The 14,413-nt window shown below is 58.7% G+C and carries 11 protein-coding genes; 8 read left to right on the top strand and 3 right to left on the bottom strand.

Annotated elements, in window-relative coordinates:
* Both VL197_13925 and VL197_13920 read left to right on the top strand, forming a co-directional pair.
* Window positions 1-884, top strand: an 884-nt coding sequence (locus VL197_13925; protein HUJ19076.1) for a M23 family metallopeptidase, incomplete at its 5' end; no start/stop codon positions are given.
* A 233-nt stretch (window positions 885-1,117) separates the two neighbouring features.
* Window positions 1,118-1,324: a cold-shock protein gene (locus VL197_13920; protein ID HUJ19075.1), complete on the top strand. Its 207-nt coding sequence runs from the start codon at window positions 1,118-1,120 to the stop codon at window positions 1,322-1,324.
* Between the two features lie 189 nt (window positions 1,325-1,513).
* Here VL197_13920 and VL197_13915 read toward each other — a convergent pair whose 3' ends face one another.
* The 3 genes from VL197_13915 to VL197_13905 form a co-directional block, all read right to left on the bottom strand.
* Complete coding sequence (locus VL197_13915) at window positions 1,514-2,035, bottom strand: TlpA disulfide reductase family protein (protein HUJ19074.1); 522 nt, start codon at window positions 2,033-2,035, stop codon at window positions 1,514-1,516.
* Window positions 2,036-2,135: 100 nt separating this feature from the next.
* Window positions 2,136-3,545 carry a DUF3373 family protein gene (locus tag VL197_13910; GenBank protein HUJ19073.1) on the bottom strand — a complete coding sequence of 470 codons (1,410 nt, stop codon included), beginning with the start codon at window positions 3,543-3,545 and terminating at the stop codon, window positions 2,136-2,138.
* A gap of 197 nt (window positions 3,546-3,742) precedes the next feature.
* Entirely contained in the window at window positions 3,743-4,075 is a 333-nt protein-coding gene (locus VL197_13905; GenBank protein HUJ19072.1) for a metalloregulator ArsR/SmtB family transcription factor, read from the bottom strand.
* A gap of 316 nt (window positions 4,076-4,391) precedes the next feature.
* Here VL197_13905 and secA point away from each other — a divergent pair, with 316 nt between their 5' ends.
* The 6 genes from secA to VL197_13875 all read left to right on the top strand — a co-directional run bounded on the left by secA (window position 4,392) and on the right by VL197_13875 (window position 14,355).
* Window positions 4,392-7,034, top strand: coding sequence for a preprotein translocase subunit SecA (gene secA / locus VL197_13900; protein HUJ19071.1), 2,643 nt, complete (start codon window positions 4,392-4,394; stop codon window positions 7,032-7,034).
* Window positions 7,035-7,487: 453 nt separating this feature from the next.
* Window positions 7,488-9,014 (top strand): HAMP domain-containing sensor histidine kinase, encoded by a 1,527-nt coding sequence (locus VL197_13895; GenBank protein ID HUJ19070.1) that lies wholly within the window; start codon window positions 7,488-7,490, stop codon window positions 9,012-9,014.
* A gap of 312 nt (window positions 9,015-9,326) precedes the next feature.
* A complete protein-coding gene (locus tag VL197_13890; protein HUJ19069.1) occupies window positions 9,327-9,770 on the top strand; it encodes a response regulator in 444 nt (147 codons plus the stop codon).
* Between the two features lie 51 nt (window positions 9,771-9,821).
* Entirely contained in the window at window positions 9,822-12,413 is a 2,592-nt protein-coding gene (locus VL197_13885) for a PAS domain S-box protein (protein HUJ19068.1), read from the top strand.
* 176 nt (window positions 12,414-12,589) lie between these two features.
* Window positions 12,590-13,039, top strand: a complete 450-nt coding sequence (locus VL197_13880; protein HUJ19067.1) for a response regulator — start codon at window positions 12,590-12,592, stop codon at window positions 13,037-13,039.
* 5 nt (window positions 13,040-13,044) lie between these two features.
* Entirely contained in the window at window positions 13,045-14,355 is a 1,311-nt protein-coding gene (locus tag VL197_13875) for a diguanylate cyclase (protein ID HUJ19066.1), read from the top strand.
* Window positions 14,356-14,413: the final 58 nt, after the last annotated feature.

The following is a 14,413-nucleotide window of genomic DNA, read 5'->3' as shown; positions in this document are numbered from 1 at the left end:
TGTTCCTGCCTGGCCCGAATGAGCGGGTCAGAACGCTCAGCATCTCGAAGTCCGTCATCAAATCTGTAATCCTCTCGTTGCTTGCCATTGTCGGCTTCTCTCTCTACCTCATTTACGAATACAATGACGTCAAAGACAAGGTCTGGGAACTGCAGTCGATGCGCGAAGAGTTGATGCAACAGAAGGCCCAGGTTCAGAACTTTGCCTTGAACATGCTCGATTACAAGCGCCAGATGTTCCTGCTCCGCGATCTCGATACCAAGCTCCGCAGGGCGGTAAGCCTCGGCCCGCGCGACAAGGCGCATCAGGTGCTCGGCATCGGCGGTCCGGACGAACTGGGGCTTCAGAACCTCACGAGCATGGGAGAGAAAAAGCAGGAAGAGGTCCTGAAAGAAATGCACCAGGAACTGACCCAGCTCAAGGGTGCGGCTTCCCGGCAGGAGACCAGTCTCCAGATGCTGATCGAATACTTTGAAGATAAACGTTCGCTTTACGCATCCACGCCTTCAGTGTGGCCTGTCCGGGGATGGGTCACCTCTCCGTTTGGGAACAGAATCTCCCCGTTCAGCGGCATCTTGACATTTCATGAAGGCTTGGACATAGCGGCGCAGACCGGCACACCCATCGTCGCTCCGGCGGACGGTGTGGTGATCAAAGCGGGCTTTGGCACGGGCTACGGCAACATGGTGGAGATCAGCCACGGCTACGGTATCAAGACGATCTATGGCCACAATTCCCGGCTGAATGTCAAGCCGGGTCAGCGGGTAAAACGAGGCGATGTCATCGCTTATCTCGGCGACTCCGGCTCCAGCACCGGTCCTCACCTGCACTACGAAGTGCGGGTAAACGGCCTGCCGGTGAACCCCGTTCGCTATCTTAATTAAGTCAAAGAGGCCCCCGGCGGTCATACTCATTCCATCGTGAATCCTATCTTGCCTATGGCTTCTCTTCCGATTACATACGAAGTACCAGCTCGTTCACTAGCCGGGGAAAAGGGCGTGGGGGATGAACGGAGAAGCTCTTTCCCTTTGATAAAAACGCTTCCGCATAAAGGCACAAGCAGCCGGACAAACCGGCTCCGGCCCGATGCGGAAACCGCAAGGAGGGAGTAAGCAATATGTCTACCGGGAAAGTGAAGTGGTTCAACGAGTCAAAAGGGTATGGTTTTATAGAGCCGGACGGGGGTGGAAGAGACGTCTTCGTTCACTACTCGGCGATCCAGGGAGAGGGGTACAAGACCCTTTCCGAGGGGCAGATGGTCGAGTTTGAGATCACCCAGGGCGAGAAAGGCCCCCAGGCCGCAAATGTGATGAAAGCTTCCTAAGCTCATCTTACGCTGCTGATTCACTAGCAGATAAATAGAGACGATACCTGAAGCCCCGGGTTCCCCCTCCCGGGGTTTTTGCTGTCCTGACGGCCGAGAGCGGGCAGTTCACGTTTCAGCATCGCCGCCTTGTCCTTCATCATTGAAGTCCTGCCTCGGGACGTTCCTGCTCCCGGTTTTCCCTTTTCTTCACTTCTGCCCTAAAAGCATCTGGACGCGTTTCATCATTTCCGGAGCGTCCCATACCTCAAGCCCGCTGAAACTTTCCACGATGATTCCGTTCCGGTCGATAAGATAGGTGGCGGGGAGCGCGGGTCCGGCATATGCTTTGCCATACACTTCCTTGCCGGCATCGAGAAGTACCAGGAAGGCAATATTGTTCTTCGCCACATAGTCCCGGACCGGCTTGTCGGACGGATCGATCGAGACTGCGATGACCTGCAGTCCCTTGTCCTTCAACGTCAGGAAGAGGCGGTTCAACGACGGCATTTCTGCCATGCAGGGTGCGCAGAGCATCGACCAGAAATTGAGCAGGACCACCTGACCCCGGAGTGATTCGAGCGAGACAGCCCTGCCCGAGATGTCGGTCAGCGTGAAGGGGGGTGCATAGCTGCCCGCCTCCGTCCCGACCTCGGAAACGCCTGCGGCGCTGCAGAGGGAGGAAAGGGAGAGCAGGCACAGGAGCAAAACAGCAGGAGGAGAATATTGCATGGTCACAATACTAGTCTTCGATCTCATTTCTGTCAAGGGGATACCCATTCGCGAACAAAAGAGGTTGTCAAATTCCCCGTGCCAAAAGGCTCACGAGGGTTCAGAACTGGACGTCGAAGGTGAGGTACAGGTCCTTTGCCGTGTCAACGGGAGCCATGATTTGCTGGTTAATCGGGCTTGTTGAGGTGAGGTCCGATATGTTTACCGGTGCTCCGATCCAGAAATTGCTGCCCGTATACGCGAACCGGTAATACTGGTAGCCGAGCCTCAGGAAAGCCTTGGCATTCCTTGAGATGGGTTTCCGGTCGAGTTCCTGGATCAGGTATACTTCGTACACGCTGCCGCGGGTACCCAGCTTGCTCGTCCAGATATCGTCCTCGGACGGAACCATGCCGATCCAGTTCTTTGACCCCCGGTTATACTCTACGCCGATCTTCGTGCGGTTCATGTCATAGCGTGCGCCTGTATAGAGCGCATATCCTTCCTTGCTCACCGGTCCCTCGCCGCCTGCGCCGACCGACGTCCAGAGAAGGCCCCAGGGAGACGTGTTTGAATTGAACGTATTGTTATTGGGATCTGTCTTGCTCTGGCCCGCTGACAGGAAGAGATTGAGTGGTCCGAACTTGCCCGTGGCGACGCCGCCGAGCCACCGAATGTTCCCCAGGTTCTCCGTGGGTCCTGAAGTACCAAAGGCTCCGTCCGAAGGCGTGTCGGAGATATGCCAGCCTTTCTGATACTGCAATTCGACGTGGACCAGATCGGAGTCCAGAACAGCCAGGTTCATGCCGAGAAAATCAGTATCCCTCAGGCTGGCGCCCGTGGTTGGCTGATAGCCGCTGTCAAATCCTTTGCCGTAGCAGAGCTTTGCGTATGCGCCCGGCAGCGCATTGATGTCCGGAGCGAACCCGAGGGTCATCCCGTCGAATGCATAGTCGATCATGAGGCTCGGCATACCGGCTGTTCCCGTCGTCTCCTGGTTCTGCCTCAGGTTGCCCGGTATACCGCCGGTGGACGGCCTGCGGCCGACCGAGAACCAGGCGGGTGCATCGAAGAGATTGCCGACCGTCGCATAGACATAGTCCACACGGAGAGCGTTGTCCGAAGGCACATGGCCGATCGTGCCGTCATTCACGCCCATTGCCCTGTCGCCAAAGAAGCCCACAGGGACGGCTGTCCCGCCCTCGACCGGCGTTGCGGTCTCATGGCCCCACACCTTGTACATAAGGAAGCGGGCCTTCACGGTCACGTCCTCAAGAGCATCGGCCTTCAGGTTCAGGCCGAAGCGGTTAAGCATGAGCGAGCTGTTTTCCACGGTAAATCCGGCCATGGCGGAACCCAGCGGGTTCGCCCCGGTGAGGTCGGCCTGCCGGTAGTCATGGATCGATCCCTTCAGGTAGTCGTACCGGAACCGGTAGTCGCCGCCGATCTGGAGCCACGACGGGTCATCGGCTGCGGCTACGCCGGCACAGAGGAGATGGAGGGAAAGGACGGCCAAAAGAAGCTTCTTCATGAGCGGTGCCTCCTTTCGAACGGCGATGACGGGAGGGATCTGCAGGAGCGCGATACACCCCGGATCACTGCTTCCCGGCCTCATGCAACAGGAGAGCATAACCGGAGAAAGGCGATGTGAGATGCAGTATCGAAGTGTCTGGAAATAGTTAAGCGGCAGGCTCGGAAAGGAAGGGTGTGGCGCACGGAAGATGCTGCCTATGCCCCGGTCACCGCTTTTTTCCTCGCGGCATGCTGTTCAAAAAGAACTTCCTTCATCAGGGAGCATGCTTCGATGACCTTGGGATTCGAGACGCGGTAGTAGATGTTCACGCCTTCGCGCCGCGTCGTCAGGATCCCCTTGTGGCGCATTACCGCGAGGTGCTGCGAGACATTCGCTTTCGATGCGCCCAGGGCCGTCACCAGTTCGGTCACGGTCTTTTCTTCATTGCGGAGCGTGTTCAGGATCTCGATCCGTTTGGGGTTGGTGAGGGTCTTGCAGATGTCGGCTTGCATTTCATAGATCGATCTATCGATTGGGATGCTCTTCATGCATTCTTTTGTACACGGATGGGGTTTTTTTGTCAAGCAGGAAAGAGATTTCATATCAGTAATTTGTTTTTTTAGAACATCTGTTTATATTTTCAAGGATTTGGGCTGGAAAATCCCGCTCCCACGAGCCGGGCGTGCGCTCAGGCGGTCAGTGTTCTGTCTTGATCACAGGCATTTTGAGGAGGATTGCGAGGAACCGATTCCTCGGGCAGTTCATTTCTCTTGAATTGTTTGCCGGAAAAATGTTATAAATGACTGATTTCCAAGCATCCACGTATAATCCCTGAATTCACGCGATCATGGAGAAGAGCAACGGATGATAGGCACACTATTAAAAAAGGTATTCGGAACGGCCAATGAGCGTGAACTGAAGCGCATCCAGGTGGTCGTCGACGAGATCAACGCCCTTGAGCCGGGCATTTCCCGGCTTTCCGACGCGGAGCTTAAAGCGAAGACCGACGAGTTCAAGAAGCGTCTTGAAGGGGACGAGACCCTCGGTGACCTTCTGCCCGAGGCGTTCGCCGTGGTCCGCGAGGCCTCGAAACGGACCCTCGGGATGCGCCACTTCGACGCCCAGCTGATCGGCGGCATCGTCCTGCACCAGGGCAGGATCGCCGAGATGAAGACCGGCGAGGGCAAGACCCTGGTCGCCACGCTCCCGGTCTACCTGAACGCGCTGTCCGGCATGGGCGTCCACGTCGTAACCGTGAACGACTATCTGGCCCGCCGCGACGCTCAGTGGATGAGCCCGGTCTACAATTTCCTGGGGCTCACCGTGGGCGTGATCGTCCACGGCCTTACGGATGAGCAGCGGAAAGAGGCCTACGGGTCGGATGTCACCTACGGGACCAACAACGAGTTCGGGTTCGACTATTTGCGGGACAACATGAAGTTCGCGCTCGACGAGTATGTCCAGCGCGAGCTCAACTTCGCGATCGTGGACGAGGTCGACTCGATCCTGATCGACGAAGCGAGAACACCGCTCATCATCTCCGGCCCCACGGAAGACTCAACGGACAAATATTACAAGATCAACCGCATCATTCCGAGCCTCACGAAGGAAGCGGACTATACCATCGAGGAAAAGACCAAGACCGCTGCCCTGACCGAGGAGGGAAACATCAAGGTCGAGAAGATGCTGAACGCCGGCAACCTCTACGACCCCTCCAATGTCGATCTCGTGCACCACGTGCACCAGGCGCTGAAGGCGCATGCCCTGTTCCAGCGCGACGTGGACTACGTGGTGAAGGACGGCGAGGTGATGATCGTCGACGAGTTCACGGGCAGGCTCATGCCGGGCAGGCGCTGGAGCGACGGCCTGCACCAGGCGATCGAGGCGAAGGAGGGCGTGAAGATCGAAAACGAGAACCAGACCCTGGCCTCGATCACGTTCCAGAACTATTTCCGGCTCTATTCAAAGCTCGCGGGCATGACCGGCACGGCCGAGACCGAGGCCGCGGAGTTCGCGAAGATCTACAACCTCGACGTGGTGGTGATCCCGACCCACCGGCCCATGGTCCGCATCGACAACGCCGATTTCATCTACAAGCACGAGACGGGGAAGTTCAACGCGGCCATAGCCGAGATCGAGGAGCGGCACAAGAAAGGCCAGCCCGTGCTGGTCGGAACCATCTCCATCGTCAAGTCCGAGACGCTCGCCGCCATGCTGAAGAAGAAAGGCATCCGGCACTCCGTCCTGAACGCCAAGTACCACGAGATGGAGGCCGAGATCGTCGCGCAGGCCGGCAGGTACCAGGCAGTCACGATCGCCACGAACATGGCCGGCCGCGGAACGGACATCGTGCTGGGCGGAAATCCCGAGGGCCTGACGCGCCAGGCGCTCAAGAGCAAGGACTATACCCGGGAGGAATGGGACAAAACGCTGGCCGAGTTCAGGGATGTGTGCGCGAAGGAGAAGGAAAAGGTCATCGAGGCCGGCGGGCTCCATATTCTCGGCACCGAACGCCATGAGGCGCGCCGGATCGACAACCAGCTGCGCGGCCGCTCGGGACGCCAGGGCGACCCGGGTTCTTCCCGTTTCTATCTTTCGCTCGAGGACGATCTCCTCCGGATATTCGGCTCCGATCGCATCGCGGGCCTCATGGGCAGGCTCGGCATGGAGGAGGATGTGCCCATCGAGCACCGGATGGTGTCCCGGGCCATCGAGAACGCTCAGAAGAAGGTGGAAAACCACAACTTCGAGATGCGCAAGCACATCCTCGAGTACGACGACGTGATGAACCAGCAGAGAAAAGTCATTTACGAGCAGCGCCGCCAGATCCTGGCAGGCGAGGACCTCAAGGAAGAGGTCCTCGGGCTGGCGGAGGAACTGCTCGATGGCGTGCTCGGCTTCTACTGTCCGGAGAACGCCTATCCCGAGACCTGGGACGTGACCGGACTCCGGGACGCCCTCGCGGCAAAGTTCTCCTATCACCTGAAGAGCGACTTCGACGCCCGTGAGCTGCAGCGGGAGGAACTGCGTGAAAAGCTCTGGGAGACGCTCAGGCAGAGCTACGAGGACAAGGAAAAAGAGATCAGCTCCGACGTCATGCGCCACATCGAGAAGGTGTTCATGCTCCAGGCAGTCGACCACCAGTGGAAGGACCACCTTCTCGCCATGGACCACCTGAAGGAGGGCATCGGCCTCAGGGGCTACGGCCAGAAGGACCCGCTCATCGAGTATAAGAAGGAAGGCTTCGACATGTTCGAGGAGATGAAGCTGCGCATCGTCGAATCAACGGTCGAGAACCTCTTCCGGATCCGGGCCGCGGCAAAGGAGCAGAGCCGCGAGATCGAGCGGAAACAGAAGCGCCAGGTGGCGAACCTCACCTTTGTGGGAGCGGGAGACGCGGCAGCCGCTTCAGCGCCCCAGCCGGTGCACGCGGGCGCGAAGGTCGGCAGGAACGATCCCTGCCCGTGCGGCAGCGGACTGAAATATAAAAAGTGCCATGGGAAGTAGATAAACGGGTAGGTTTCCGCACCGCATGAAAAAAAATCTCGCAGCAAGATGAAGGAACATTTTATTGTCGGCTGCTGGCTGCAAACAAGGGTTAAATTCAGAGCGCAGAAGATAAATCAATTTTCACATCAGATGAAAAAGTAAAAAAGGCTTAGAGCATCCTCTAAGCCTTTTTTGTTGGCAATTCGGAAAGACATTTTTCCGCAACGCCCAGGCGGTCGCGTTGTTTAGGGGATCCTACCGGCTCATGCCGGAGGGGTTCCTCTGGCCGGATTGGTCCAGAACAGACCGAACTGGGCGGTCTTCTTGGCCCCTTTCATCGGGGATCGGTTTCCCAACAGAAAGTAACCGGGAGCCCTTGATGGGCCGAGGTTAAAGTTTTATTCTCCGGTGCCGATACATTGACTGAGGCAGGTTGCGTTCACGGGCTGACGGCGCGCCGGAGATGCCCTCATGCCCGTGGATTGCAGCATCGACATGAACAGAGAGCTTTACATAGGGGGCAACATCGATGCCCAGTTCCGCCAGTGGCTGATCCGGGCAAGCGCGTGGGGAGCCGTGCTCTTTCTCATGTTGAGCGCTCTCGACTACTTCGTTGCGCGCGGGTATTTCACGCGGTTCCTTGCCTACCGGGTCATCATATCGTTCCTGCTGCTGGCGATCTCCGCGGTTGCGGCGCGGTCGGCAAACCGCCTCGTTCATCTCCTCCTTGCGTATGCGGCGATCGGCGGGTCGGCGGCTACCATCGAGATCATGATCCTCCAGATCGGCGGCCATGCCTCGTCCTACTACGTCGGGATGATCCTCCTTTGCGTGGCGGCACCGGGTCTCCTTCCGGCGCGATTTTCCTTCTATGCGGCATCCGTCGTCCTCATCTATTGCGTGTATCTCCTGCCCATCGTGATGACCGAACGGATCACGAACAGGGAGGCGTTCTTCACCTCGAATGCCTTCATGGTCATGATCTTCTCCACGGTGCTGCTCATGCGCTACCTGAACGGCGTGAGCCTCGCCAAGGAGCTGGGGCTGCGGTACGATCTGGAACAGTCCAAGGAGCGCCTCGAAGACGCAGTCCAGGCCCGCACGCGGGAGCTGTCGCAGGTCGTCCTCCGCCTGCAGCAGGAGATCGTTGACCATGAACGGACCGAGAAACAGCTTCACCGCTACTCCCGGGACCTGAAGGACAGAAACGACGAGCTCAGATCATTCGTGTACAGCATCTCTCACGATTTGCGGACGCCGCTCGTGAACCTGAAGGGCTTCTCCGCCGAGCTGGGCGGCTCCCTCCGGCACATCAGCGCGTTTCTGGACAGCGGTATTACCGGCTTCGCCGGCAAGGAGCGAACGCGTCTTCAGCATGTCGTCCAGGAGGAGATTCCTGCGGCACTGGGTTTCATCAATGCGTCGTCCGATAAAATTCACGCGCTGATCAATGCTTTCCTGAAGCTCTCCCGCATCGGGAATAGGACGCTGTCCTTCGAACCGATAGACATGACCGGACTGGTCCGATCGCTCGTCGAGTCACAGGCAGGGGCGATCGCGAGGAAAGGTATCACGGTGGCCATTGATGCCCTGCCGCAGATCACCGCGGACCGGAACGCCCTGGAACAGGTCGTGGGCAGCATCGTGGACAATGCGATCAAGTACACCGAGGCCGGCAGCGGAGGTATTCTCGAGGTACGGGGAGAGCGGAATGATTCGGAGAACCTGTTCCATTTCCGCGACAACGGCCGGGGGATCGCACCCGACGATGTCTCCCGGGTGTTCGATCTCTTCAGCCGGCTCGGGCCGCAGGACGGTTCCGGCGAGGGTATGGGCCTCGCCTATGCGAAGGCGCTCGTGCGGCGCCACGGCGGGCGCATCTGGTGCGACACAACGCTTGGAACGGGAACGACCTTCAGTTTTTCGATCTCACACGACCTGCGGAGTACGCCTGCATCAGGTGACACCGCGGGGGGACTTCCCATGCCGCCTCCTTGACTCCACGGCGGCGTTCCTTTCCGCCTGGAACCCGGGGTCTGTTGCGACCGCCGGATCGAGCAGGAATGCCCGTATCCCTTGTTTTCCTCCCCATGCCGGCCCGAAGACTTCTCTTAAGAGTTGATGCGAATATGCCGATAAGTGCGTATACGTCCTTGATATGCGCGGCGAAAGCAGACATGGCTGTGACCGTCAAGGCGCAGATCGAACGATGTGTGGTCCCGTTTGGCACACATTCACCCCGGGAGGGACACAATCAGCTCCCGACGAGGGGCAACTCGTCTCTACTGCGGCAAACAGCGAGGGCTAGCTATGAAAAACCAAGAATCGGTCATGATTCTCCTGGTCGAGGACGATCCCGGGCACGCACTGCTCATAGAGAAGAACCTCCGGCGTGCGGGGATCGCGAACGAGATCATCACGCTCGATAACGGGCAGAAAGCCGTCGATTTTCTCTTCAAGAAAGGCGAGTACAACGGAGACGGGCACCCAGCCCCGCCGCTCATTCTGCTTGACCTCAATCTCCCGATCATCGATGGGTACCAGGTGCTCACCATCATTAAAAATGACGACCGTACGAAGCAGATCCCGGTCGTGATGCTGACGACCACCGACAGCCCGCATGAGATCTCACGGTGCTATGAGCTTGGGTGCAATGTGTTTGTAACGAAACCCGTGGAATACGAGAAGTTCAGCGAGGCTGTCAGGATGCTCGGCCTGTTTCTTTCGGTCGTCAAGATACCGGAAAAGAAATGAGATTGCGGTCCACCATTGTCCGCGTGCGAACCCTGTGAGGTAAGAACGAATTTGATAGTTCAATTGATGAATCCGGGCAATTACCAATACAGCGGTTATATGATGCCCATGCTGTCTGTCGGGGCGGCAATTGCCGCCCTGGGATTCTTTGTCTTCGTCCGGGAGCATTGGTCCCGCAACGGCGTTCTGTTCCTCCTCATGTGTCTGAGCATCAGCCTCTATTTATGCGCCGCGGGGGCGAGCTATGCGTGCCTTGACGACGGGCTGTCGCTTCTCTGGATCAGGATCTCGCAGCTGGGCTCCATCTTTATCCCCAGTACCATATTTCTGTTTACCAGTGCCCGCATGGGGCTGGCCTATCGTTATCGCTTCCTGCTCGCGGCCAGCCTGGTTCTCTCGACGCTTTTCACTCTGGGAAACTTCTTTACGGATCTGCACATCAAGGGGAGCGGCTCGTTCTTCTGGGGAAAATTCGTGCAGTATGGCCCGCTGGGGTTCGTGTTTACCGGGTTTTTCTTCTGTATCATGGTCTTCATCCTCCGCCTCTTCTGGCGGGAATACCGTCGCAGTACGACGGAGAGGCATAAGAAAAGAATCGGCGGGCTGCTCATAGCATTCAGCGGCGGCTACCTGGGCGCGGTCGACTTTCTTCCTGCACTGGGCATTCCCGTCTATCCCTTCGGGTATATCCCCATATTCTTCTTTGTCATCACAAGCGCGTACGTCATCATGCGGTATAAACTGGTGGACATTACGCCGGAGGTTGCCGCCGCCCAGATCCTGGAGACCATGGAAGGGGCCGTGATCGTCGTGGACCTGGAGAGCCGGATCCAGGTCATCAATCGTGTTGCGCTGGAAATGCTGGGGTATCGAAAATCGGAACTTCTCGGACAGGATCTGGTGTCCATTCTTCCGGTGCTCGCTGACATGAGCGCCGCCGGGACAGGAGCGCATTCCTCCGGCCGGGAGACGGTCTGGCACGGCAGGGACGGGCGGAAATACGACGTCAGCGTGTTCGCATCCCCGCTTACCGAGGGCGGCAGCGTTCCCCTCGGCATGGTTTTCGTTGCCCTCGACATCACCGAGCGGAAGCAGGCAGAGGAGCAGCTGAAGGAATCCCTCTCCATCAAGCGGGCCACCCTGGAATCCACTGCGGACGGCATACTCGTGGTCGATGACCAGGGGAACGTGGTCGATTATAACGGGAAGTTCACGGACCTCTGGAACCTCCCGCCAGAGCTGATGGAACAAAAGAACGATGACCGGCTCCTTCAGCATGTCCTTGGTCAGTTGAAGTCCCCGGAGACATTCATTCGCAAGGTCAGGGAACTCTACGATCATCCGGACGCCGAAAACTTCGATGAAGTCCTGTTCAAGGACGGCCGCATTTTCGAACGCTATTCCATCCCGCACCGTTTGGAAGGCAGGAGCGTGGGCAGGGTATGGAGTTTCCGGGACGTTACCGAACGCAAGCGGGTCGAGCAGGCGCTGCAGCTCACCCAGTTCGCCATTGACCGGGCATCGATCGGCTGCTTCTGGATCGCCGAAGACGGCCGGCTGTTCTACGTCAACGATCAGGCGTGCCGGTCGCTCGGCTATACGTGCGAGGAACTTCTGGGCAGGTCTGTCCCGGACATCGATCCCGAGCTCACGCCCGGAATGTGGAATGCCGTCTGGCAGGATCTTCTTCGGGCCAAGGTGCTTGCCTTCGAGACCATTCATCAGCGAAAGGACGGCACCCGGTTCCCCGTTGAGATCACGGCCAATTACGTTGCATTCGGCGAGCAGGAGTACAGCTGCGCATTTGTGCGTGACATAACCGAGCGGAAGCAGGCTGATGCGCGATTGAAGAGCTACTCGGATGAACTCGTGGAGATCAACGAAGAGCTCAAGAAATTCGCCTACATCGTGTCCCACGACCTTCGCGCGCCGCTCGTCAACATCAAGGGGTTTTCCCAGGAACTTGACCGGTCGCTCCGGGAGATCGAGCCCTGTTTCGACAAACACCTCCCGCTGCTCGACCTCGCGGAGAAGGAGCGGATCGCTCCGATCTTGAAAAAGGACATACCGGAGGCGCTCAAATTCATCGGGTCCTCTGTCAACCGGATGGACAACCTGATCAATGCCATCTTGAAACTGTCCCGCGCCGGCAGGCGGAAGCTCGATCCCGAACCGTTGCAGATGCGGAATGTCGTGCTGGACATCCTGAATACGCTTGAGCACCAGCTCGCATCGCACGGTGTGGCGGTAACGGTCGGTGACCTTCCCGTGATCGTCGCGGACAGGACAGCGATGGAGCAGATCTTCGGCAACCTGCTGGACAACGCGATCAAGTATCTCGAGCCCGGCCGTCCTGGGGTGATCGCGGTCTCTTCCGAACGCAACGAACAGGAGTTCTCGTTCCATGTCCGCGACAATGGCAGAGGCATGGCCCGGGAGGATATTCCAAAGGCGTTTGAGATCTTCCGCCGTGTCGGCAGGCAGGATGTTCCCGGCGAAGGACTGGGCCTTGCCTACGCAAAAACGCTTATTCGGTCGCTGGGTGGACGGATCTGGTGCGAATCCGAACTCGGAGCCGGTACGGTATTCTCTTTTACCGTACCTCTCACGGCGCAAGACCGTGAACCCGCCCTGCTATCCTGACCGCCTCGTTTGGGGACGAGACAGGGAGGCTGCAAGCCGGAGCGGACGAACAACATCGGCGACCGCAAGGCGGGGAGCAGGCAAGGGTCAACTGCAGCCGGAACCACCTTCAGCGTTTCCTTCCCCGGCCCATCCGGGGAAGAGAGTGGGTTGCCGGGAACGGGAGGAGGAAGACGATGAGCCTGCAGGCGCCACGAGCCAGGGCAATTCTCCTGGTGGAAGATGATCCCGGGCATGCCGTGCTGATCAAAAAAAATCTTCTGCGCGCCGGGATCACGCACGACATCGTCGTGCTGGATGACGGCCAGAAGGCGGTCGACTATCTTCTCAGGCAGGGTGCCTTTGCCACGGACGAACACCTGCCCCCGGTCCTCGTGCTCCTCGATCTCAACGTGCCGGTGCTGAACGGGTACCAGGTGCTGAGGATCATCAAGAGCGACGAGCGCTCGAAACGGATTCCGGTGGTCGTCCTGACGACGACCGACAACCCCCACGAGATCGAGCGCTGCTACGAATCCGGCTGCAACATGTACGTGACGAAGCCGATAGAATATGACCGGTTCATCGAGACGATCCGGAGGATCAGCATGTTCCTTTCGATCGTCAGGACGCCGGTGAAGGAGTGAGGACCATGGTTGATATTACCCAGACCCGCATTCTCTATATGGAAGACGACCCGGGCATCTCCGTCCTGCTGCAGAAAAGCCTGGAGCGGCGCGGTTTTCGCGTGGACACGGCGACGAACGGCGAAGAGGGCCTGAAGATGGCCGCGGAGGCGAGCTATGACGTGCTCCTCGTTGATTACAACATGCCGTTCCTCGGCGGGCTCGACGTCATCCGCGAGCTCTCCCGGAACGGCCCCGGCGTCCCGATCATCATGGTGACGGGCGACGGGAACGAAGAGGTCGCCGTCGAGGCGCTCAAGCTGGGGGCGTCCGATTACATCGTGAAGGACGTTGAAATGCGCTACCTCAAGCTCATTCCCGCCGTCATCGACCGGGTGCTCTCCCAGCAGCAGCTCATCCGGGAGCGCAACCAGATGCAGGAAACCGTGCGGGAGAGCGAAGAGCGCTACCGGCGGCTGGTGGAACTATCGCCCGACGGCATCGCCGTCCACATCGAGGGAAAATTCGTGTTCCTGAACCCGGCCGGCGCCCACCAGCTCGGCGCGTCAACCCCGGACCAACTGGTCGGCACGTCGGTCTTCGCGGTCGTGCATCCCGAATTTCAGGAGATAGCCCGCTCTCGGGTCCAGCAGGTGTCCAGCACGAAAGAATCGGTGAACTGGATTGAGGAAAGATTCGTACGACTCGACGGCACCGTCATCGACGTGGAGGTCGCCAGCGTTTACTTGCCCTTCGAAGGGAAACAGGCGGTGCAGACCATCTTCCGGGACATTACGGACCGCAAGCGGATCGAGCAGCGGCTCGAACAGCTGGCGCTCTACGATACGCTGACCGGGCTTCCCAACCGCACGCTGTTCTACGACAGGATGAACCAGCTCCTGGCGCTCGCGAAGCGCAACGACTATGTCCTCGCCCTGCTGTACGTGGACCTGGACCGTTTCAAGGAGGTCAACGACCGGCGCGGCCACGAAGTGGGTGATCTGGTGCTCAAGGAGGCGGCCCAGCGGATGACTTCGTGCACCCGGAGATCCGATACCGTCGCCCGCATGGGCGGCGATGAATTCGTCGGCATCTGCGGACGGATCGCCTCGCAGCGGGACGCCGGCATCGTGGCGGAGAAGCTCATCAGCGCCCTCGCCATGCCCTTTCACATCAGGGAACGCGACACCGTCATCGGCGCGAGCATCGGCATCAGCCTCTATCCCAACGACGGCGACGATGTGGAAACGCTCGTCGCCAAGGCCGATCAGGCCATGTACCGCGTGAAGGCAACGGGAAAAGGCGGCTACCTGTTCTTCAGCGATATCCCCGTCTGATCGCGCATCCGGCGGTATGGAGTTCCGTGCCCCGGCAGCAGTCCGGCGCGAAACCGAC

The organism is Nitrospirota bacterium (assembly GCA_035516965.1).
Taxonomy (GTDB): domain Bacteria; phylum Nitrospirota; class UBA9217; order UBA9217; family UBA9217; genus MHEA01.
This window is presented reverse-complemented; position numbering and strand designations above follow the sequence as displayed.

What these genes read in the sequence shown, in the direction of transcription:
- VL197_13920 (HUJ19075.1), top strand. Translation starts at nt 1,118, where the DNA reads ATGTCTACCGGGAAAGTGAAGTGGTTCAACGAGTCAAAAGGGTATGGT.
- VL197_13915 (HUJ19074.1), bottom strand. Translation starts at nt 2,035, where the DNA reads ATGCAATATTCTCCTCCTGCTGTTTTGCTCCTGTGCCTGCTCTCCCTT.
- VL197_13910 (HUJ19073.1), bottom strand. Translation starts at nt 3,545, where the DNA reads ATGAAGAAGCTTCTTTTGGCCGTCCTTTCCCTCCATCTCCTCTGTGCC.
- VL197_13905 (HUJ19072.1), bottom strand. Translation starts at nt 4,075, where the DNA reads ATGAAGAGCATCCCAATCGATAGATCGATCTATGAAATGCAAGCCGAC.
- secA (HUJ19071.1), top strand. Translation starts at nt 4,392, where the DNA reads ATGATAGGCACACTATTAAAAAAGGTATTCGGAACGGCCAATGAGCGT.
- VL197_13895 (HUJ19070.1), top strand. Translation starts at nt 7,488, where the DNA reads ATGCCCGTGGATTGCAGCATCGACATGAACAGAGAGCTTTACATAGGG.
- VL197_13890 (HUJ19069.1), top strand. Translation starts at nt 9,327, where the DNA reads ATGAAAAACCAAGAATCGGTCATGATTCTCCTGGTCGAGGACGATCCC.
- VL197_13880 (HUJ19067.1), top strand. Translation starts at nt 12,590, where the DNA reads ATGAGCCTGCAGGCGCCACGAGCCAGGGCAATTCTCCTGGTGGAAGAT.
- VL197_13875 (HUJ19066.1), top strand. Translation starts at nt 13,045, where the DNA reads ATGGTTGATATTACCCAGACCCGCATTCTCTATATGGAAGACGACCCG.